This window comes from Streptomyces sp. NBC_00663, from assembly GCF_036226885.1.
Classification (GTDB): domain Bacteria; phylum Actinomycetota; class Actinomycetes; order Streptomycetales; family Streptomycetaceae; genus Streptomyces.
Window position 1 is genome coordinate 6,919,932 of record NZ_CP109027.1, and the last position, 21,455, is coordinate 6,941,386.

The following is a 21,455-nucleotide window of genomic DNA, read 5'->3' on the forward strand; positions in this document are numbered from 1 at the left end:
GGGACCATGCGTGTCCGACGAACCAGAGGGATGCGAAAACGACGCCCGGTCCGAATACCCGGCCGGGCACTGCTGCTGGCCTGCGTGCCGGGCCTCGCGGCCGTGGTCGCCCTGATCCTGTGCGCGACCGGCGTCGAACGCCGTGCCGAGGCCCGCCCCGCCCGCCCCCTCGCGGCCCGCCCGGCCACCCTCCACCAGGCGCCGAAGCCGCACATAGTGCCGCGCTCGGTCTGGGCGACGGGTTCGGGCGAGGCGAACTCCGCCGCCCGTACCCCACCCCCCGCGCGCTACGACGACAAGGTCGTCGCCGTCTTCATCCACCACACCGACTCGCCCAACAGCTACGACTGCGCCGACGCGCCCCGCATCATCCGCTACCTCGCGGCCGGCCAGACCGGCGTCCGCGACTGGGACGACATCGGCTACAACTTCCTGGTCGACCGCTGCGGCACGATCTACGAGGGCCGCGCGGGCGGCGTCGACCGCCCGGTCACCGGCGCCCACACCCAGGGCTTCAACCACCGCACCGCCGGCATAGCGGCCCTCGGCACCTTCACGGCGGGCGTCCAGGTCCCGCCCGCGATGAGCCACGCCATCGCGGCCCTCGCGGCATGGAAACTGGGCCTGACGGGCGTCGACCCCCGGGCGAGCGTGAAACTGCGGTCGAGCAACAGCTACAGCCGCTACGCCGCCGGCACCACCGCCACCCTCCCGGCCATCGCCGGCCACGACGAGGGCTACATGACGAGCTGCCCCGGCGCCGCCCTCACGGCTCGGCTCCCGGGGATCAGGGAGGAGGCGGCCCGCCTCCAGGGCAGGACCCCACCGCGCTCAGCGACGCCCGAGGTAGACCCGCACCGCACGCTGTAGGACGGCCCCCTGACTGCCCACGGGCCGCTCCCACTCCCCGAGGTACTCCACGACCCGCCCACCGGCCCCGGTCTTGAAGAGCAGCCGCCCCAGCAACTTGCCCTCCGTCAGCACCGGCGTGACGGACCGCAGGTCATATGTCTCGGCACCCGCCGCCCGCGCGTCGTTGAGCATCCGCCACAACAACGCGCTGCTGGGCCGGAACTGACGCCCCTGACGCCCGGAGGCGGCGTACGAATGCCACCCCCTCGACCCCACGTTGATCATCAGCGCGGCGGACAGCGCGACCCCGTCGTACTCGGCGAGATACAGCCGCACCTGGTCGTCGTCCAGGGCGTTGAGTGCCTTCCACAGCCGCCGGAAGTAGTCCGGCGGCCGGGCCTTGAACCCGTCGTGAGCGGCGGTCGAGGTGTACAGCCGATGGAAGTCGGGCAGATCGGCGGCGCCGCCCCAGCCGACCCGGACCCCGGCGTCCTCCGCGGTCCGCAAGGCCTGCTCCCAGTGCGAGGCGAGCGCGCCCCGCAACTCGTCCACCGACCGCCCGGCAAGCGGTACATGACACCCGTACCGGGGCTGCCCCGGCCCGAACCCGTTCCCCTCCTCGGCGCACCGCCGCCACCCGAGCCGCCTCAACCGCTCCCCGGCGTCCAGCGCGAACCCGTCCACGCCGTCCGCGGGCACCTCCCGCAGATGCCGTACGCCGGGGTCGGCGACGCCCGCCGCGACGGTGCCCGGCTCCCAGTGCCGGACGACCAGCGGCGGCCCGATCCGCAGCGAGAACGCCCCGCGCTCCTCGACATGCGCGACGAGCGGATCGAGCCAGGGTTCCAGGCGGGTGCGCCAGTCGACGCCGGGCCCGTCGGGAACGTAGGCGAGGAAGCGCCGGGTCCCCGGCAACGGCCGGTACAGCACCAGAGCGGCGGCGACCAACACATCACCCCCGTCGAACCACCCCACGCTCTCGGCATGCCAGTCGGGCTTCACATCGCCCCACTCGGGGATCTGGAGATGACTGACGTCGGGATGCAGCCGCAGGTGGGCGAGATGCTCCTCGCGCGATATCTCCCGCACGTACGGGCTGGTCATGGGCAGGGTGCTCCTGTTTCGGGAGCGGCCACGGTACGCCGAGGAGCGCGCCACCGGTCAAGAGGCCAAAAGTGAACCTTCCATGTCGATGACCGACCATCCACACAGGCTTCTCGTAGGTGACTCAAGGATCACCCTGAAACAACCCCCCTACCGTCAGGGCATACGCACTGACCGGAGGTGGGGAAGATGAACAGCAGTCACACCGGCACCAAGACGTCCCGCGGCCCCTGGGCGGCGCTCTGCGCGGCCGCGGCGGTCGTCCTCGGCCCGGCCGCCGTCACGGCCTCCGCCCTCGACCAGGCCAACGCGGCCCCGATGCACCACGTCGTGCTGAAGACGGATCAGACCCAGGCCTACATCCCGACGGACACCTCCCGCCGAAGGACCGCGGCGTAACGGGCGTCAGCCCCTGAACCGCTCCCACAGCTTCGGGTAGCGCTCCGCCAGGACCGCGTCGCTCTCGAAGTCGACCGGGGTGCCCTCCGGCTCCGAGGGCGCCGGGGGGATGCCGAGGTCGGGGGCGACGGCGCCGGTGAGCTGTTCGTAGGCCTCGTCCGCGGCGTAGCCCAGCTCCTCCCCGTCGCCGTCGATCTCCTCGTCGAAGTCGCCGAGGAGGTCGGCCAGGGAGTCCGGCGCGTGCACGGCACCCTCGTACACTTCACGGCCCTGGCCGATCAGCCAGCACCGGAAGAAGTCGAAGGCGTCGTCGCTGGCCCCGTCCAGGAGCAGCCACGCGGCGCCCCACAGGTCCCAGGTGTACGCCCGGTTGTAGCGGGCCTCGAAGTGACGGGCGAAGTCGAGGACCATCTCCGGGTCCAGCTGGAGGAGTCTGTCGACGAGCAGGTCGGCCTGCTCCTCGGGGTCGCCCTCGGCGGCCTCGCGGGTGGCGTCCACCAGCTCCCAGAACTCCGTCTCGTCCATCACGGGTCCAGCATCGGCCCTGCGCGGGTGGGGCGCACGTGGAGTGCGGCGGATTGTTATGTCCCGTACAGACGCGCCAGGCGTACGGCATCCCTCACGAACCGCGCCCTGAGCCCTTCGGGCGCCAGCACCTCAACCTCCGGCCCCAGCCCCGCGAGCTGGCTGTGCGCGACCTCCTCGGACTCCACGGGCACGGTCACCGTCACCCAGCCGTCCCCGTCCGGCGCCCCCGCTCCCTCCAGCGCCTCCCGCGCCGAGACCCGGTCCAAGGCGTACGGCAGCCCGCGCACCCCGTCGGGAGACAGCCGTACGACCACCTCCGCCCGCAGGATCGAGCGCGCGAACCGAGCCGCCTGCGCCTCCCAGAAGGCCGGGAGATCGAACTCCTCGTCCCGTGCGAAGCGCTCCTCGAGCGCGTCCACCGCTGTGAAGCGGTCGATCCGATAGACGCGGTACGTCTCCGCCTCGGGCACCCGCGCGCACAGGTACCAGACCCCCGCCTTCAGCACGAGCCCGTACGGCTCCAGCTCCCGCTCGACCTCTTCCTCGCCCTTGCGATACCGCGCGACGACCCGCCGGTCGTCCCACACCGCGTCCGCGACGGCGGGCAGCAGCTCGGGGGTCTTCGGCTCGCTCCACCAGTTCGGGGCGTCCAGATGGAACCGCTGGGCGGCCGAGCGCGAGGCGTCCCGCAGGGACGGCAGCAGCGCCGCCGACACCTTCAGCCGGGCGGCCGAGGCCGCGTCCTCCAGGCCCATCTCGCGCAGCGCCCCCGGCAGCCCGGACAGGAACAGCGCCTCCGCCTCACCGCGGTGCAGGCCCGTGAGGCGGGTCCGGTACCCGCCGATCAGCCGATACCCCCCGGCCCGCCCCCGCTCCGCGTACACCGGCACCCCCGCCTCGGACAGCGCCTGCGCGTCCCGGGTCACCGTCCGCTCCGACACCTCCAGTTCCGAGGCGAGCTCGGTGGCGGTCATGGAGGGCCGGGACTGGAGAAGAAGCACCATCTTGATGAGGCGGGCAGCACGCATGGGGTCCATTTTCGGGTGCGGGCCCGGATGCGGCCGATCGCGCAGTTCCCCGCGCCCCTAAAAGCAGGTCCGCTGAGGCGTACCTGATCTTTTAGGGGCGCGGGGAACTGCGCGACCAGCCCCCACTACCCCGCAGCCGAGCTACAACCCGTAACGCTCGCGCGCTTCCTTCACAGCCGTCGCCTTCACCTCACCGCGCCGCGCCAACTGCGCCAGCGCGGCCACGACGATCGACTCCGCGTCGACGCCGAAGTGGCGGCGGGCCGCGTCACGGGTGTCGGAGAGACCGAAGCCGTCCGCGCCCAGCGACGACCAGTCCTGCTCGACCCACTGCGCGATCTGGTCCGGGACCTGGCGCATGTAGTCGGAGACGGCCAGCACCGGGCCCTCGGCGCCGTGCAGCGCCTGGCGGACGTACGGGACGCGCTCCTCGCCGCGCAGAAGGGCGGCGTCCGCCTCCAGCGCGTCGCGGCGCAGCTCCGTCCAGGACGTCGCCGACCAGACGTCGGCCGCCACGCCCCACTCCTCCGCCAGCAGCCGCTGTGCCTTCAGCGTCCAGTGGATCGCCGTGCCGGACCCGAGGAGCTGGATGCGCGGGGCATTGGCGGCAGCCACGTTGACGCCCGCCGACTCCGCCGTGTTGAAGCGGTACAGGCCCTTGACGATGCCCTCGTCGATGCCGAGCCCGGAGGGCTTCGCCGGCTGCGGGAGCGGCTCGTTGTAGACCGTCAGGTAGTAGAAGACGTTCGGGTCCTCGCCCGGGGCCGCCTCGCCGTACATACGGCGCAGGCCGTCCTTGACGATCGTCGCGACCTCGTACGCGAACGCCGGGTCGTACGTCAGCGAGGCCGGGTTCGTCGCCGCGATGACCGGTGAGTGACCGTCCGCGTGCTGGAGGCCCTCGCCCGTCAGGGTCGTCCGGCCCGCGGTCGCGCCCACCAGGAAGCCGCGGCCCAGCTGGTCGCCGAGCTGCCACATCTGGTCGGCCGTGCGCTGCCAGCCGAACATCGAGTAGAAGATGTAGAACGGGATCATCGCTTCGCCGTGCGTGGAGTACGCGGTCGACGCGGCGATGAAGTCGGCCATCGAACCGGCCTCGGTGATCCCCTCGTTGAGGATCTGGCCGTTCTTGGCCTCCTTGTAGTACATGAGCTGGTCGCGGTCGACCGGCTCGTACGTCTGGCCCTTGGGCGAGTAGATGCCCAGCGACGGGAACAGCGACTCCATGCCGAAGGTGCGCGCCTCGTCGGGGACGATCGGCACCCAGCGCTTGCCCGTCTCCTTGTCGCGGACCAGGTCCTTGATCAGGCGGACGAAGGCCATGGTGGTGGCCACGTTCTGGGAGCCGGAGCCCTTGTCGAAGGAGGCGAAGACCTTCTCGGCGGGGGCGGGCAGCGGGGCCAGCGGGTGCACCCGGCGCGCGGGGGCGGGGCCGCCGAGGGCCGCGCGGCGCTCCTGGAGGTAGCGCACCTCGGGAGAGTCGGCGCCCGGGTGGCCGTAAGGCACGACACCGTCGACGAACTGGCTGTCGGAGATGGGCAGTTCAAGAAGATCACGCATCGTCTTGAACTCGTCCACCGTCAGCTTCTTCATCTGGTGGTTGGCGTTCTTCGACGCGAAGCCCTCGCCGAGGGTGTTGCCCTTGACCGTCTGGGCCAGGATCACCGTCGGAGCGCCCTTGAACTCGACCGCGGCCTTGTAGGCGGCGTAGACCTTGCGCGCCTCGTGGCCACCGCGGGAGAAGTGGAAGCACTCGAGGATCTTGTCGTCGCTCAGCAGCTTCGCCATCTCGACGAGCGCGGGGTCGGCCCCGAAGAAGTCCTGGCGGATATAGGCGGCGTCACGGGTCTGGTACGTCTGGACCTGCGCGTCCGGTACCTCGCGCAGCCGTCGCAGCAGCGCGCCCGTGGTGTCGAGCTGGAACAGCTCGTCCCAGGCCGAGCCCCACAGCGTCTTGATGACGTTCCAGCCGGCGCCGCGGAACTGGGCCTCCAGCTCCTGCACGATCTTGAAGTTCGCGCGGACCGGGCCGTCGAGGCGCTGGAGGTTGCAGTTGATGACGAAGGTGAGGTTGTCGAGACCCTCACGGGAGGCGAGTGCGAGTGCCGCCGTGGACTCCGGCTCGTCCATCTCGCCGTCGCCGAGGAAGGCCCAGACGTGGGACTGCGAGACGTCCTTGATGCCGCGCGCCGTCAGATAGCGGTTGAAGCGGGCCTGGTAGATCGCCGACAGCGGGCCGAGGCCCATGGAGACGGTCGGGAACTCCCACAGCCAGGGCAGCCGGCGGGGGTGCGGGTACGACGGGAGGCCGTTGCCGCCCGACTCACGGCGGAAGTTGTCGAGGTGGTCCTCGTTCAGCCGGCCGTCGAGGAAGGCGCGGGCGTAGATGCCGGGGGAGGCGTGGCCCTGGATGTAGAGCTGGTCACCCGACCCGTCCGCCTCCTTGCCCTTGAAGAAGTGGTTGAAGCCGGTCTCGTAGAGCCAGGCCGCGGAGGCGAAGGTGGCGATGTGGCCGCCGACGCCGTATTTGCTGCCGCGGGTCACCATGGCCGCCGCGTTCCAGCGGTTCCAGGCGGTGATCCGGGTCTCCAGCTCCGGGTCACCGGGCAGGCCCGGCTCCGCGGCGGTGGGGATGGTGTTGACGTAGTCGGTCTCGAGGAGCTTCGGCAGCGCGATGCCGTTCCCCTCCGCCCGCTCCAGCGTGCGGCGCATCAGGTACGCGGCACGGTGCGGGCCCGCCGCCTTGGCGACCGCGTCCAGAGAGGCCTGCCATTCGGCGGTCTCCTCCGGGTCCCGGTCGGGGAGCTGGTCGAGCTCGCTCGGCTGGATGGCGTGGGGGTCGGTCATGTCGCCGCCTTCCTCAGTCGAAGGGGGTTCCCTCATCTGTAAGGGTTCGGGGTCGCCCTAGGTCTTTGGCAGGACAGGGCTGGGGCCTCGGTAGAGGCCCGTCGGCGACTGTAACTCCCTGATCGATGATCGATCAAAGGGTTGAGAGGCAAAACCTCTTGATTTCGAGAAAGTAGGCACGGGGTGCCTCCGGCGGTGGCACGGGGTGACCTTGGTTGGTGCCTGTTTTCGCAGGTGAGCGGGGGAGTGCTCGGGTGGGGCGGGTTCGCCGCAGGGGTACGGGTGCGTGGCCGGGTGCAGGCGATTTGTGGCTGGTCGCGCAGTTCCCCGCGCCCCTGGGTATGCCGCCCTACTCTCCTTCGTGTCGTGGCGCGCAGCCCAGCACGTGGGCCTTCACCAACTCCGCGATACGGGGATCCCGGCGCCGGAACGCCTGCACCAGCTCCTCGTGCTCCTCCGCGTACGACTGCTGCACCGTCCCCAGCCAGCGGATCGACAGGGCCGTGAAGACCTCGATGCCGAGCCCCTCCCAGGTGTGCAGCAGCACGGAGTTGCCGGCCGCGCGGACCATCTCCCGGTGGAAGCCGACCGTGTGCCGGACCTGGGCCGTGCCGTCCGCCTCCCGGTCGGCCTCGCACAGCGCGACGACATGCGGTTCGAGCGCCGAGCAGTCCACCGCCAGCTTCTCCGCCGCCAGCTCCGCCGCGATCGCCTCCAGACCGGCCCGGACGGGGTAGCTCTCCTCCAGGTCGGCCGCGGTCAGATTCCGCACCCGTACGCCCTTGTTCGGCGCCGACTCGATCAGCCGCAGCGACTCCAGCTCGCGCAGCGCCTCCCGCACCGGCGTCTGGCTGACCTCCAGCTCGGTCGCGATCCGCCGCTCGACGATGCGCTCGCCCGGCTTCCAGCGCCCGCTCACGATCCCTTCCACGATGTGCTCGCGGATCTGTTCGCGCAGCGAGTGGACGACGGGCGCGGTCATGAGTGCTCCTTAAGGGCGTTTGACGTTTAGACAATAAGGCCGAGTGCCCGTTCGGGAGGGGCGCATGGGGGCGCTTTCATGCAGGTGAGACGAGACTTACACGCTCCCAGTCCGCGGACTTCTGTCAAGACACGGAACCCCGTGACCCCGAGGAGTGTCGCGTTCGGCAGGGGTTGCCACATCGGTGCCCCTTCGTACGACGGGGGGACGGCATGCACATCGGGGGACACCGGGGACGGGTCATCGCGGCCGTGATCGGAGCGATCGCCGGGATCGTCGGGATCACGGGCTGCGGGCAGACGGCGACGAAGGCGACGACGGAAACCAGGCCCGACAGCACCGAAACGCTCACCAACATGGCGGGCGCCGGCCAGGCGGGCGGTGGTGGCGGCGCCTGCGTCTTCGTCAAGCCCGACGGGGCGCAGAAGTTCGGCCACGTCGGCTGGGGCTTCCGCGTCACGGGCACGGACCAGTGGGTCTACGGCGCCGTGGAGAACCCCACGAACAAGCTCTACACCCCGCCGGGCGGCGACATCGGCGCCTGGCACGCGCAGGGATCGTACGACCGCATGCTCAGCGACATGTCCCGGGACGCCCACTACCCCGGCAAGTCCACGCACCCCTACAGCCGCTACCGCTGCGTCGCCTCGTCGACCAGTGACGTGAACGCCGCCTGGGCCATGATCCATGCCGTCGAGAGCCGCGGCTTCCTCGTCGGCTTCGACCCGGCGACCGGCGAACTCACCTCACGCGACTGCCTCGACGCCACCTATGACGTGCTGCGCGCCTACCGCACCCGGCACTTGACCTACTCGCCCCGGCTCAACGTCCCGAACGCGTGGGTCGAGACCCTGTGGGCCTGGAGCGACCGCACGCTGACGCCCCGCTGAAAAGACCGGTGCCCCGCCCGGAGAAAGCTCCGGACGGGGCACCGACGTACTGCGTACGAGCCTTACAGGCCGAGCTCGACCTCGAACTCGCCCGCCTCCAGGATCGCCTTGACCGCGGTCAGGTAACGGGCCGCGTCGGCGCCGTCCACCAGACGGTGGTCGTAGGAGAGGGTCAGGTAGGTCATGTCGCGGACGGCGATGACCGTGCCCTCTTCGGTCTCCAGGACGGCCGGGCGCTTGACCGTGGCGCCGATGCCGAGGATCGCGACCTGGCCCGGCGGCACGATGATCGTGTCGAAGAGCGCACCGCGCGAACCGGTGTTGGAGATGGTGAAGGTCGCGCCGGACAGCTCGTCCGGCGTGATCTTGTTGGCGCGGACCTTGCCGGCCAGCTCCGCCGTGGCCTTCGCGATGCCGGCGATGTTCAGGTCGCCCGCGTGCTTGATGACCGGGGTCATCAGGCCCTTCTCGGAGTCCACCGCGATACCGATGTTCTCGGTGTCGAAGTAGGTGATCGTGCCCTCGGCCTCGTTGATCTTGGCGTTGATGGGCGCGTGCGCCTTCAGGGCCTGGGCCGCGGCCTTGACGAAGAACGGCATCGGGGACAGCTTGACGCCCTCACGGGCGGCGAAGGAGTCCTTGGCCCGGCCGCGCAGCTTCATCAGACGCGTGACGTCGACCTCGACGACCGAGGACAGCTGCGCCTGCTCGTGCAGCGCCTTGACCATGTTGTCGCCGATGACCTTGCGGATGCGCGGCATCTTGACGGTCTGGCCACGGAGCGGCGAGGCCTCCAGGGACGGCGCCTTCTTGGCGGCGGCCGGCGCGGCAGCGGCGGGAGCCGGAGCAGCGGCGGCGGCCTTCGCGGCCTCGGCGGCGGCGACGACGTCCTGCTTGCGGATACGACCGCCGACGCCGGTGCCCTTGACGGAGGCGAGGTCGACACCGTGCTCGGCGGCGAGCTTGCGCACCAGCGGGGTCACGTAGGCACCGTCGTCACCGGAGGTCGCGGCCGGAGCCGGGGCAGCGGGGGCGACGGGAGCCGGCGCGGCCGGCGCGGGGGCCGGGGCGGCCGGAGCCGGGGCGGCGGCGACCGGGGCGGGCGCCGCGGCCGGAGCGGCGGGGGCCGGAGCCGGGGCCGGCGGGGCCACGGGGGCGGCCGGGGCGGGCGCCGGGGCCGGAGCAGCGGCGGCCGGGGCCGGCGCGGCGGGAGCCGGGGCAGCGGCCGGAGCCGCACCCGGGGCGCCGATGACGGCGAGCTTGGCGCCGACCTCGGCGGTCTCGTCCTCACCGACGGTGATCTCCAGCAGGACACCCGAGACCGGGGCCGGGATCTCGGTGTCGACCTTGTCGGTCGAGACCTCGAGCAGCGGCTCGTCGGCGTCGACGGAGTCGCCGACGGCCTTCAGCCAGCGGGTGACGGTGCCCTCGGTGACGGACTCGCCGAGCGCGGGCAGGACGACGTCCGTGCCCTCGGCGGAACCGCCGCCGGTGGCGGCCTCGGCGGTGGGAGCGGGCGCCGGGGCGGCCTGCTCGGTGGACGGGGCGGCAGCGGCCGGCTCGGGAGCCGCGGCGGGCGCGGGCTCGGCGGCCGGGGCCGGGGCGGCAGCGGGGGCGCCCGTGCCGTCGTCGATGATGGCCAGCTCGGCGCCGACCTCGACGGTCTCGTCCTCGGCGACCTTGATGGAGGACAGGACGCCGGAGACGGGGGAGGGGATCTCGGTGTCGACCTTGTCGGTCGACACCTCGAGCAGCGGCTCGTCGGCCTCTACTCGCTCACCCTCGGCCTTCAGCCAGCGGGTGACAGTGCCCTCGGTGACGCTCTCGCCGAGCGCCGGAAGGGTTACGGAAACCGCCATGGTTTCGGTTGCTCCTTACGAATTGCGGAAGTCTGTGTCGTCGCGGAGACGGAGTCGCTTCGCGGTGTTCGACCGAGGGTCAGTCGTGCGCGTGCAGCGGCTTGCCCGCCAGGGCCAGGTGGGCCTCGCCGAGCGCCTCGTTCTGCGTCGGGTGGGCGTGGATGAGCTGGGCGACCTCGGCCGGCAGCGCTTCCCAGTTGTAGATCAGCTGGGCCTCGCCGACCTGCTCGCCCATGCGGTCGCCGACCATGTGGACGCCGACCACGGCACCGTCCTTCACCTGGACGAGCTTGATCTCGCCGGCGGTGTTGAGGATCTTGCTCTTGCCGTTGCCCGCCAGGTTGTACTTCAGAGCGACGACCTTGTCCGCACCGTAGATCTCCTTGGCCTTGGCCTCGGTGATACCGACGGAGGCGACCTCCGGGTGGCAGTAGGTCACACGGGGGACACCGTCGTAGTCGATCGGGACGGCCTTGAGACCGGCCAGACGCTCCGCAACCAGGATGCCCTCGGCGAAGCCGACGTGCGCGAGCTGGAGCGTCGGGACGAGGTCGCCGACGGCGGAGATGGTGGGGACGTTCGTCCGCATGTACTCGTCGACCAGGACATAGCCGCGGTCCATCGCGACGCCCTGCTCCTCGTACCCGAGACCGGCGGAGACCGGGCCGCGGCCGACCGCGACCAGCAGGACCTCGGCCTCGAACTCCTTGCCGTCGGCCAGGGTGACCTTGACGCCGTCGGCGGTGTACTCGGCCTTCGAGAAGAAGGTGCCCAGGTTGAACTTGATGCCGCGCTTGCGGAACGCGCGCTCAAGAAGCTTGGAGGAGTTCTCGTCCTCGACCGGGACGAGGTGCTTGAGGCCCTCGATGACGGTGACGTCCGCACCGAAGGACTTCCAGGCGGAGGCGAACTCCACGCCGATCACACCGCCGCCGAGGATGATCGCGGACTTCGGTACGCGGTCCAGGACGAGGGCGTGGTCCGAGGAGATGATCCGGTTGCCGTCGATCTCCAGGCCCGGCAGCGACTTCGGCACGGAGCCGGTCGCGAGGAGCACGTGCCGCCCCTGGATGCGCTGGCCGTTGACATCGACGGAGGTCGGGGAGGAGAGCCGCCCCTCGCCCTCGATGTAGGTGACCTTCCGGGAGGCGACGAGCCCCTGGAGGCCCTTGTACAGGCCGGAGATCACGCCGTCCTTGTACTTGTGGACACCGGCGATGTCGATGCCCTCGAAGGTGGCCTTCACACCGAACTGCTCGCTCTCGCGGGCCTGGTCGGCGATCTCGCCCGCGTGGAGCAGGGCCTTCGTGGGGATGCATCCCCGGTGCAGGCAGGTGCCGCCGACCTTGTCCTTCTCGATCAGGGCGACGTCCAGGCCCAGCTGCGCCCCGCGCAGGGCCGCGGCGTAACCGCCACTACCACCGCCGAGGATCACTAGGTCGAAAACGGTGCTGGCGTCGTTCGCCACGTCACGTCCTCCATGCATGTGCGCCTACGCCGGTCTGCGGGACCGGTCGGCGGCTGGTGTCCGGCCGCTCTTTCTTCGGCCCTGTGGTGGGGCCCTGTCCTGCCGAGCCCCATCTTCGCACTTGTCGGAAGGGAACGAGACGCCGGGCCGGGGTGTGAGACGCCACACGCTCACATGTGAAGAGGGCACGGAGTGAGATGCCCAAGGGCTGACGCCCCCAGGGGCGCGGGGCTGTATCGATCTGCGGCTCCGCCCCAGGGGCGCGGGGAACTGCGCGACCGGCCACAGCCGGCCCGCAGTCGCCCGCGAACCCCGGGCACCGGGCTCTCAGGCGACGGTCAGCCCAAGTCACCCGCGGCGGTCAGCTCCGCCAGCCGCACCAACGTACGCACCGCCGTACCCGTACCCCCCTTGGGCGTGTACCCGAACGGCCCACCCTCGTTGAACGCCGGACCCGCGATGTCGAGGTGCGCCCAGGTGATGCCCTCGCCCACGAACTCCCGCAGGAAGAGCCCGGCGACCAGACCGCCACCCATCCGCTCACCCATGTTCGCGATGTCGGCCGTCGGCGAGTCCATCCCCTTGCGCAGGTGGTCGGGGAGCGGCATCGGCCACGCCGGCTCGCCGACCTCCTCGGCCGCCTCGTGCACCGCGGAGCGGAACGCGTCGTCGTTCGCCATGATCCCGAACGTCCGGCTGCCCAGCGCCAGCATCATCGCCCCGGTCAGCGTGGCGACGTCCACGATCGCGTCCGGCTTCTCCTCCGACGCCGCCCACAGCGCGTCGGCCAGCACCAGCCGGCCCTCCGCGTCGGTGTTGAGGACCTCGACGGTCTTGCCGCTGTACATGCGCAGCACGTCACCCGGGCGCACCGCGGACCCCGACGGCATGTTCTCGGCGAGCGCCAGCCACCCGGTGACGTTCACCTCAAGACCGAGCCGCGCGACGGCGACGATCGCGGCGAAGACCGCCGCCGCACCGCTCATGTCGCACTTCATCGTCTCGTTGTGGCCGGCCGGCTTCAGCGAGATGCCGCCCGAGTCGTAGGTGATGCCCTTGCCGACGAACGCGAGGTGCTTCTTCGCCTTGGAGGAGGTGTACGACAGCTTCACCAGCCGCGGCTTCGCCTCGGAGCCGCCGCCGACGCCCAGGATGCCGCCGTAGCCGCCCTTGACCAGCGCCTTGCCGTCGAGCACCTGCACCTTGATGCCGTGCTCCTTGGCCGCGGCCTGCGCGACGGCGGCGAAGGCCTCGGGGTAGAGATCGTTCGGCGGGGTGTTGACCAGGTCTCGAGCGCGGTTCAGCTCCTCGGTGACCGCGAGGGCGCGCTCGACGGCCGCCTTGTACGCCTTGTCGCGGGGCTTGCCGCCCAGCAGGGCGACCTCGGCGAGCGGGGCCTTGGCGTTCTTCGGGTCCTTGCCGTTCTCCTTGTACGCGTCGAAGGAGTACGCGCCGAGCAGCGCGCCCTCCGCGACCGCGCCGGCGTCGGCGGCGTCCGTCAGGGGCAGCGCGAACGCGGCCTTCTTGGCGCCGTGCAGCGTGCGGGCGGCCGCACCGGCGGCCCGGCGCAGCGCCTCGGCGTCGAAGGAGGAGTCCTTCTCGGGCTCCGGGCCGAGACCCACCGCCAGCACGAGCGGGGTCTTGAAGCCGGACGGCGCGGGCAGCTTCGTCACCTCGCCCTCGGCACCGGAGGCGCCGAGGGTCTCCAGGACACCGGCGAGCTTGCCGTCGTAGGCCTTGTCCACGGCTTCGGCGCCCGGGGCGACGACCAGGTCCCCAGACCGGGATGCAGTGCCCTTGGCGACACCGATCACGATCGCGTCGGCCCGCAGGCCGGGCGCCGCGGCGGTGCTGAGAGTGAGAGCAGTCACGGTGGTGAAATCTCGCTTCCGATGTGAAGTTCCAGTGGTCGAGCGGGTGGGTCGACCGGGCCCGACAGCCGACCCTAGATCCGGGTCCGGGGGCGGCATCGACCGGGGCCTTCACCCCGTCGATGAACACCCGGAACGAGCCTACGCGCGTGGCGCGCTTTCGCTCATTCCTACGGGCGTTCACCTGTGGGTGGCGTCGTGGCCACTTCTCAGCTCTCACTCCCGGTCACCTCGGTCACACTCACTGTGTTCCGGCGGGCGCTCTGCTCGCCGCTTTGCATGATTTCCACGGATCCTCCGCAGATTTCCCCTCAATGGGGCGCAAGGGGATCTTCTGGGGGGAAGGGACACCAATGGCGCACCGTGCGCACAGATGGAAGGTCGCCGCGGCCGTCTCCACGACGGCGGGGCTGATCGCGCTGGGACTGGGGGCTCCCGGCGCCGTCGCCGCGGCGACACCACGTATCGACCTGAAGGTGCTGGTCGTGGACAATGGCGACAGCCCGGTCCAGGCCATCACCGCCCAGCTCAGGAACACCGGCATCCCGTACACCGTCGTCGACCTGAACGACGCCAACCGCCCGTCCCTCACGGCCGCGTTCCTCGCCGACACGGTCAACGGCACGGCCAGGGCCCGCTACCAGGGCGTCGTACTGCCCAACGAGGCCCCCTTCGGCGCGGGTTCGGCGGAGCAGACCGCGCTGGAGACGTACGAGCGGACGTACGGCATCCCGCAGGTCGACGCCTACACCTGGGCGCACCCGGAGGTGGGCCTGGACTACAGCGCGTACTCCGGGACGCTGGACGGCCGGACCGCCGACGTCACCACCGCCGGGAAGTCGGGCTGGTTCGGCTATCTCGACGGGGCCGTCGCCTTCGAGGACAACTCGGCCACCACGCAGGAGAGTTACGGCTTCGTCGCCACGCCCCGCACCGGGTTCACCAGTTATGTCGACGTACCCGTGCCGGGCGGCACCGGACGTGGCAGCCTGATCGGCGAGTACGCGCACGACGGACGCCGCGAACTCGTCGTGACCTTCGCCTACAACCAGTACCAGCAGCAGTTCCGGGTGCTCGCCCGCGGCATCGTCGAGTGGCTCACCCAGGGCGTGCACCTGGGGCAGACCCGCAACTCCTTCGAGGTACACGTCGACGACGTCTTCGCGCCCGACAGCCGCTGGGACACCGCCCACCACTGCACCCCGGGCGACTTCACCTGCCCCGGCGGCGACGGCGAGGGGACCGCCCCGATCCGGATGACCGCGGCCGACGCCCAGTACGCGGCGCAGTGGCAGCAGGAGCACGGCTTCAAGCTGGACATGGTCTACAACGCCGGTTCCGGCGAGGAGTGGAAGACCGAGAACGGCGGCGCCGACGCGCTCGCCGCCCAACTGCTCGCCGACAAGGCGAAGTACCGCTGGATCAACCACACCTACACGCACAAGTTCCTCGGCTGCGTCCAGGACACCACCGGCGTGCCGTGGAGCTGCGCCAAGAACGCCGACGGCACGACCCAGTACCTGAGCCGCGCCGACATCTCCGCGGAGATCAGCAACAACTACAACTGGGGCGTCGGCAAGGGCCTCCCGCTCAACCGCGCCGAACTCGTCACCGGCGAACACTCGGGCCTGCGCACCCTGCCCCAGCAGCCCGACGACAACCCCAACCTGGCCGGCGCCCTCGCCGCCAACGGCGTCAAGTGGACCGCCTCCGACAACTCCCGTGAACCCGACCAGCGTGCGGTCGGCAGCGGCACCCTCACCGTGCCCCGCTATCCGATGAACGTGTACTACAACGTGGGCACCGACGCGGAGATGGCCGACGAGTACAACTGGATCTACACCTCGGCGGCCGACGGCGGCAGCGGCCTGTGCGAGAACAACCCGACGTCCACCTGCCTGCCGGCGCCCCTCGACACGGCCACCGGCTACCAGTCCTACATCGTCCCGCAGGAGGCCCGCACCGCCCTCGGACACGCGATCTCGGGCGACCCCCGCCCGCACTACGCCCACCAGTCCAACCTGGCCGAGGACCGCACCCTCTACCCGGTCCTGAACAAGGTGCTGGCCGACTACCAGGCCCTGTTCGCCGACAACACCCCGCTGGAGAACCTCGCCCAGGCCGCGATCGGCACCGAACTCCAGCGCCGCGCCGGCTGGCAGGCCGCGCTGGCCTCCGGCAAGGTCACGGCGTACCGCGTCGGCAACACGGTGACGATCACGGCCCCGAGCGGGACGCAGATCCCGGTGACGGCGCCGGAGGGCACGAAGAAGCAACTCCTGCTGGGCACAGCGACGTTCGGCACCCCGTACGCGGGCAGGCGCTCGGCGTGGACCGCGCCGGAGGTACTACAGAGTGCGGTGACACTGAAACTGCCGTAGCGCACAACGCCCTCAGGGGCGCGGGGAACTGCGCGACAAGCCACGACGAACCCGCAGTCGGCCATGGCGCGCAGTTCCCCGGACCACATCCGCATAACAGGGGGGAACCGCGCTGCGATGCGCACGGGCAGTCACGTCACCATGCTCACCGAAGGCACCTACCCACATGTCCACGGCGGCGTCAGCACCTGGTGCGACCAGCTGATCAAGGGCATGCCGGAGGTCGACTTCCACATCCTGTCGCTCACCGGCAGCGGTCGCGAACCCGTGACCTGGGAGCTGCCGCCGAACGTCTACCGCCACACCTCGGTCCCCACCTGGGGCCCACGCCCCGGCCGCAGGACCGTCCCGTACGGCAGGGCGAGGCGCCGCTTCCTCGACTCCTACGAGCGTTTCCTGCTCTCCTTCCTCGACCCGGGGAACCACGACCACCACGACTTCGGCGAGTCCCTGCGCGAACTGGCCCGACCGGCCCGCGACGGGTGGCTGTCGGCGGCCCTGCGCACCGAATCGGCGCTGCGCTCCCTGATGTGGATCTGGACGATGCCGCACCTGCCCACCGCCGCCGCCCACCCCACGGTCCACGACGCCCTGACCGCCACCGACCTCCTGGAACACGCCCTGCGCCCGCTGGGCGTACGGATCCCCGAGGACTCGGTCGCGCACGCGGTGAGCAGCGGCCTCGCGACCCTGCCCGCCCTCGCCGCCCACCATCTGGACGGCGTGCCTTTCCTCCTCACCGAACACGGCATCTACCTCCGCGAGCGCTACCTCGGCTACCGCTCCGACGCCCAGCGCTGGCCGGTGAAGGCCTTCATGCTCGGCTTCTACCGTGAACTCAATTCACACGGATACAGGGCCGCCGACCTGATCACACCGTGCAACCAGTACAACCGCCGCTGGGAGGAGCGCGGCGGCGCCGACGCCGACAAGATCCGCACGGTCTACAACGGCGTCGACCCGGCCGCCTTCCCCCACGCGGGCCCCGAACCCGCCGCCCCCACCCTCACCTGGTGCGGCCGAGTCGACCCCATCAAGGACCTCGAAACCCTGATCCGCTCCTACGCCATGGTCCGCGCCGAACTCCCGACGACCCGCCTGCGCTTGTTCGGCCCGGTCCCACCGGGCGGCGAGGAGTACAAGACCCGCCTGGAGAAACTCGCCGCCGAACTCGGCGTCACCGACGGCCTCACCTTCGAGGGCCGCATCAGCGAGGTCTGGCGCGCCTACGCGGCCGGCCACGTGGTGATGCTCTCCTCCATCTCCGAGGGCTTCCCGTTCTCCATCATCGAGGCCATGTCCTGCGGCCGTACGACGGTGTCGACGGACGTGGGCGGCGTGCGCGAGGCCGTCGGTGACACGGGCCTGGTCGTCCCGCCGAGGGAACCGGAGAAGATGGCGGCAGCGGCCCTGACCCTCCTCAAGGACGACGAACGCCGCCTGAAGCTCGGCGAGTTGTCCCGCCAGCGAGTGATCGACCGCTTCACGCTCCGCCGCTCCGTGGACGCCTTCCGCACCATCTACCAGGAACTCGCGGGCCTGCCCGAGGTGTACGAGCCCACGATCGAGACCGTCACCGACTGGACCCTCGAACTGCGCGACCCCTGGTACGCGGCGGTCGCGACGGACGGAACCGACTGGTGAGCGGCTCGATCCGGCTCTCTCCAGGCACCGGCCCGGAGACCTTCCCCACCATCCCCAGACAACGCACCGCGCCCAGCTGGGCCGGCCCCGACCCCGTCGACGAACTCGCCGCCCGCCTCGACGACTTCGTGGCGGCGGCCGTCCACCCCGACGAGATCGCCGCACTCCTGGAGTCCGACGGCTTGTCGGACGACCAGATACGCGAGCGGTACGGCGTGAAGAACTCCTTCGCGCTGGCCGAGGAACTCTACGAACGCGTCACCCGCCGCCACCCCGAACCACGGACCCCACCCCACGACCCGTGGCGGGTAAGCCTGTTGACCTGCCTGCTCCGAGGAGTGCTCTTCGCCCTCCCTGGCCTCGCCTACGTCCTGGGCGCCGCGGCCCCGCTCCCGCTCCTGGCGAGCGCCCTGACCGGCTGGACCTGGAACCAGGGCCTGGCCCATCGGGCGTACACCTGGCTGGGTTTGGGCGACGTGAGGGCGGCGAAACGCAGCCTGCTGCTGGGCGCGCCCACGGGGGTGGTGCTGGGCGCCCTGGTGGCATTCCTGGTCTCAGGCACGGTCGACCAGTCCACGGCCTTCGCGGTGGGCCAGTCCCTGTACCTGGGAGCATCGACGATCTTGCTGGTACGGGCCCGCGAACGAGCATTGCTGCTGGCCCTGTTGCCGATGGCGGCAGGAGCAATCCTGACCCTGCTCCACTCCGTCCCGAACGCGACGAGACTGACGTTGCTGCTGGCTTCGCTGCTGACGGTGACAGTCCTGGCAGCACTTGAAGTCACGCCCGCGGGCAACGCACCTCAGGGGCGCGGGGAACTGCGCGCCCAGCCCCCACGCACCCGCAGCCGAAACGCAACAACAGGCCCCCAACTCATCGCGTCCTTCCCGCACGCCCTGTTCGGCCTGGCCACCGGCACCCTCGTCCTCCACGCAGCCCTGGAGGACAACCTCGCCGCAGTCGCCCTGACCCTGAGCATGGGCCCCGCCGAATACCTCCTCCACCGCCTCCGCAGCACCGGCGTGGCCGCCCTGCACTCCAGCACCACCCCAACCGCCTTCCGCCGCACCACGACCCGCACCCTCCTGCACCACCTCACCGCCTACCTCCTCACCCTCCTCGCCCTGGCCCTGGCCCTGGCCCTGGCCACCGGAATCAGCCCGGCACCCCTGCTGCTCCTGGGCGCGGTCCTGTGGACAGCCCTGCTGCTCCAGTCCTTCGGCGCGATCCTCCGCACGACAGCGATCTGCTGCACGGCGGCCCTGGCCCAGACCCTCGTCCCGCTGACCCACCCGGGCAGCCCGCACGGCATCGCCCTGACCGTGTACGCGACCGCCGCCGCGACCCAAGCAGCCCTGGCCTGCGCCCTGCTGGGGAAGGCGACCGCCCACCGATGACGAACCTGCTGCTCCCGTACTACGAGCACCCGTCCGTCCGCCCCGCGGAATGGGACGCGATCATCGAGGCGGCACCCCACCTCTACGCGGTCGTCCTCAACCCGGCCAGCGGGCCCGGCGACCGCCCCGACGAGGCCTTCGCCGAGATCGCGGCAAGACTGCGCGAGGCAGGCGTACGGACACTCGGCTACGTCGACACCGCCTACGCCCGCCGCCCCCACGCCGACGTCGTCCGCGACCTCGCCCACCACCGCGACTGGTACGCCACGGACGGCGCCTTCCTCGATCAAGTCGCCTCAGGAGAAGCCGAGTTCATGTACTACCGCAGGCTCGCCACAGCCGTGCGAGGCACCCTCGCCCTGAACCACGGAACCGCGCCGCACCCCTCCTACGCCCGCGTCGCCGACGTCCTGGTGACCTTCGAGGGCCCCTGGACGTCGTACCTCCACCTCGGCCCGCCGCAGTGGCGCGGCACCTCGGACGTACGGCTCTGTCATCTCGTGTACGGCGTCCCGCGTGGCGCGGATCTCGCGGTGCACGGGGCGGATCTGTACTGCGGGGTGCCGGGTATGGGTGATCATCCTTGGGGTACGTTGCCCCACACTCTGGAGCCCGCTCAGTGAAACGCCTCCTCTGGCTGTTCCCCCTGCTTCTCCTGGCCGCCTGCACCACGGCCCAGGACGGGAAGCCGGGCACGCGCTGGCAGCCGACCCCCGGGCTGGCCTGGCAGTGGCAGCTGAGCGGCCGGAAGATCGACACCTCCGTCGACGTGCCGGTCTACGACATCGACGGCTTCGACCAGCCCAAGGCGACCGTGACCGCCCTGCACCGCGAGGACCGCAAGGTGATCTGCTATCTCTCCACCGGCGCCTGGGAGGACTGGCGGCCCGACGCGAAGCGGTTCCCCGAGTCGGTGATCGGCCGCGGCAACGGCTGGGAGGGCGAGCGCTGGCTCGACATCCGGCAGATCGACGTACTGGAGCCGCTGATGGCGGCCCGCATCGACATGTGTCGCGACAAGGGCTTCGACGCGGTGGAGCCGGACAACATGGACGGCTACAAGAACCGCACGGGCTTCGAGCTGAAGGCCTCCGACCAGCTCCGCTACAACCGTCTGATCGCGAAGCTCGCGCACGACCGCGGTATGGCGGTGGGCCTGAAGAACGACCTGGACCAGATCCCGCGGCTGGTCGACGACTTCGACTTCGCGGTCAACGAGCAGTGCGCCCAGTACGACGAGTGCGAGGCCAACACGCCCTTCATCAAGGCGGGCAAGGCCGTGTTCCACGTGGAGTACGAGCTGCCGACGAGCGCCTTCTGCGCGGAGTCACGCCGGCTGAAGCTGAGCTCGATGGCGAAGAAGTACGAGCTGGGGGTGTGGCGCAAGGCCTGCTAGATGCCGAAGGTCAGGACGACCAGTGCTGTTGTGGCCGCGGTCTCCGCGAGCCCGCCGAACACGTCCCCGGTGATCCCGCCGAAGCGGCGCGTGCAGTGCCGTAGCAGAAGTTCGGACGCGGCGAGAGCGACGACGACGGCGATGACCGGCCCGTAGCTCCCCGCCAGCAGCCCGCCCCCGGCCGCCGCCACCAGCACCCCGACCGCGACCCCGGCCGCGCCCGCCACCGGCACCACCCCCGCCACCGCCGCACCCAGCCCCTCCGGCCGGGCGGCCGGCACTCCGGCACGGGCGGCCAGGGTCAGCGCGAGCCGCGCCACCATGCCCGAGACGACCGCGGCCACCGCACCCCGGGTCCAGGAGTCGTCGTACGCCTGTGCCAGCGCGGCCACCTGGCCGAGCAGCACGAAGACGAGCGTGAGCACGCCGAACGGACCGATGTCCGACTGCTTCATGATCCGCAGCGCGTCCTCCGCGGGCTTCCCGCTGCCGAGTCCGTCGGCGGTGTCGGCGATGCCGTCGAGATGCAGGCCCCGGGTCAGTACCGCGGGCACCGCGGCGGAGCCGACCGCGGCGAGGAGCGCCCCGGAGCCCAGCCACAGCAGCGCGAGCCCGACGCCCGCCGCCAGCCCGCCGATCACCACACCCACCAGCGGAGCGCACAGCATGCCGCCGCGCGCCGCCTCCCGGTCCCAGCGGCTCACCCGGACGGGGAGCACGCTCAGGGTGCCGAAGGCGAAACGGAGGCCGTGCAGACGGCCGTGGAGCTGCGGGGACGTGGACACGCCCGGAAGAGTAGCCCGGTCGCC

The 21,455-nt window shown here is 71.1% G+C and carries 17 protein-coding genes; 8 read left to right on the forward strand and 9 right to left on the reverse strand.

Annotated elements, in window-relative coordinates; all coding sequences use genetic code 11:
* Positions 1-30: 30 nt before the first annotated feature.
* A complete protein-coding gene (locus tag OG866_RS31605; protein ID WP_329339965.1) occupies positions 31-870 on the forward strand; it encodes a peptidoglycan recognition protein family protein in 840 nt (279 codons plus the stop codon).
* Here OG866_RS31605 and OG866_RS31610 read toward each other — a convergent pair.
* Positions 832-1,956, reverse strand: coding sequence for a lipid II:glycine glycyltransferase FemX (locus OG866_RS31610; RefSeq protein WP_329339967.1), 1,125 nt, complete (start codon positions 1,954-1,956; stop codon positions 832-834). The genes OG866_RS31605 and OG866_RS31610 overlap by 39 nt on opposite strands.
* A 189-nt stretch (positions 1,957-2,145) precedes the next feature.
* On the opposite strand from OG866_RS31610, the gene OG866_RS31615 reads away from it, so the two are divergent.
* Entirely contained in the window at positions 2,146-2,355 is a 210-nt protein-coding gene (locus OG866_RS31615; protein ID WP_329339968.1) for a hypothetical protein, read from the forward strand.
* Between the two features lie 6 nt (positions 2,356-2,361).
* Here the strand turns inward: OG866_RS31615 and OG866_RS31620 are convergent, their stop codons facing one another.
* The 4 genes from OG866_RS31620 to OG866_RS31635 form a co-directional block, all read right to left on the reverse strand.
* Complete coding sequence (locus tag OG866_RS31620; protein ID WP_329344395.1) at positions 2,362-2,880, reverse strand: DUF4240 domain-containing protein; 519 nt, start codon at positions 2,878-2,880, stop codon at positions 2,362-2,364.
* Between the two features lie 56 nt (positions 2,881-2,936).
* The gene (locus OG866_RS31625) at positions 2,937-3,911 is read right to left on the reverse strand and encodes a helix-turn-helix transcriptional regulator (protein WP_329339970.1); all 975 of its coding nucleotides are present in this window, start codon (positions 3,909-3,911) and stop codon (positions 2,937-2,939) included.
* Between the two features lie 141 nt (positions 3,912-4,052).
* Entirely contained in the window at positions 4,053-6,758 is a 2,706-nt protein-coding gene (gene aceE / locus OG866_RS31630) for a pyruvate dehydrogenase (acetyl-transferring), homodimeric type (protein ID WP_329339971.1), read from the reverse strand.
* A gap of 349 nt (positions 6,759-7,107) precedes the next feature.
* Positions 7,108-7,740, reverse strand: coding sequence for a GntR family transcriptional regulator (locus OG866_RS31635; RefSeq protein ID WP_329339972.1), 633 nt, complete (start codon positions 7,738-7,740; stop codon positions 7,108-7,110).
* Between the two features lie 212 nt (positions 7,741-7,952).
* Here OG866_RS31635 and OG866_RS31640 point away from each other — a divergent pair, with 212 nt between their 5' ends.
* Positions 7,953-8,630, forward strand: a complete 678-nt coding sequence (locus OG866_RS31640; RefSeq protein ID WP_329339974.1) for a hypothetical protein — start codon at positions 7,953-7,955, stop codon at positions 8,628-8,630.
* Between the two features lie 62 nt (positions 8,631-8,692).
* On the opposite strand, the gene sucB is transcribed toward OG866_RS31640, so the two are convergent.
* From sucB to OG866_RS31655, 3 genes are all read right to left on the reverse strand, one after another.
* Entirely contained in the window at positions 8,693-10,489 is a 1,797-nt protein-coding gene (gene sucB / locus OG866_RS31645; RefSeq protein WP_329339975.1) for a 2-oxoglutarate dehydrogenase, E2 component, dihydrolipoamide succinyltransferase, read from the reverse strand.
* A gap of 79 nt (positions 10,490-10,568) precedes the next feature.
* The gene (lpdA, locus tag OG866_RS31650) at positions 10,569-11,957 is read right to left on the reverse strand and encodes a dihydrolipoyl dehydrogenase (RefSeq protein WP_329339976.1); all 1,389 of its coding nucleotides are present in this window, start codon (positions 11,955-11,957) and stop codon (positions 10,569-10,571) included.
* Positions 11,958-12,295: 338 nt separating this feature from the next.
* Positions 12,296-13,828, reverse strand: a complete 1,533-nt coding sequence (locus OG866_RS31655; RefSeq protein ID WP_329339978.1) for a leucyl aminopeptidase — start codon at positions 13,826-13,828, stop codon at positions 12,296-12,298.
* Positions 13,829-14,181: 353 nt separating this feature from the next.
* Here OG866_RS31655 and OG866_RS31660 point away from each other — a divergent pair, with 353 nt between their 5' ends.
* The 5 genes from OG866_RS31660 to OG866_RS31680 all read left to right on the forward strand — a co-directional run bounded on the left by OG866_RS31660 (position 14,182) and on the right by OG866_RS31680 (position 20,646).
* Positions 14,182-16,209 carry a hypothetical protein gene (locus OG866_RS31660; RefSeq protein WP_329339980.1) on the forward strand — a complete coding sequence of 676 codons (2,028 nt, stop codon included), beginning with the start codon at positions 14,182-14,184 and terminating at the stop codon, positions 16,207-16,209.
* A 117-nt stretch (positions 16,210-16,326) separates the two neighbouring features.
* Positions 16,327-17,853 (forward strand): GT4 family glycosyltransferase PelF, encoded by a 1,527-nt coding sequence (pelF, locus tag OG866_RS31665; RefSeq protein WP_329339981.1) that lies wholly within the window; start codon positions 16,327-16,329, stop codon positions 17,851-17,853.
* On the forward strand, positions 17,850-19,250 hold the full coding sequence (locus OG866_RS31670) for a hypothetical protein (RefSeq protein WP_329339983.1): 1,401 nt from the start codon (positions 17,850-17,852) through the stop codon (positions 19,248-19,250). The genes pelF and OG866_RS31670 overlap by 4 nt, the downstream gene beginning before the upstream one ends.
* The gene (locus tag OG866_RS31675) at positions 19,247-19,873 is read left to right on the forward strand and encodes a spherulation-specific family 4 protein (RefSeq protein ID WP_329339984.1); all 627 of its coding nucleotides are present in this window, start codon (positions 19,247-19,249) and stop codon (positions 19,871-19,873) included. The genes OG866_RS31670 and OG866_RS31675 overlap by 4 nt, the downstream gene beginning before the upstream one ends.
* Positions 19,870-20,646 (forward strand): endo alpha-1,4 polygalactosaminidase, encoded by a 777-nt coding sequence (locus tag OG866_RS31680; protein WP_329339986.1) that lies wholly within the window; start codon positions 19,870-19,872, stop codon positions 20,644-20,646. Before OG866_RS31675 ends, OG866_RS31680 begins: the two co-directional genes overlap by 4 nt.
* Here the strand turns inward: OG866_RS31680 and OG866_RS31685 are convergent.
* Positions 20,643-21,431, reverse strand: coding sequence for an adenosylcobinamide-GDP ribazoletransferase (locus OG866_RS31685; RefSeq protein WP_329339987.1), 789 nt, complete (start codon positions 21,429-21,431; stop codon positions 20,643-20,645). The genes OG866_RS31680 and OG866_RS31685 overlap by 4 nt on opposite strands.
* Between the last annotated feature and the right edge of the window lie 24 nt (positions 21,432-21,455).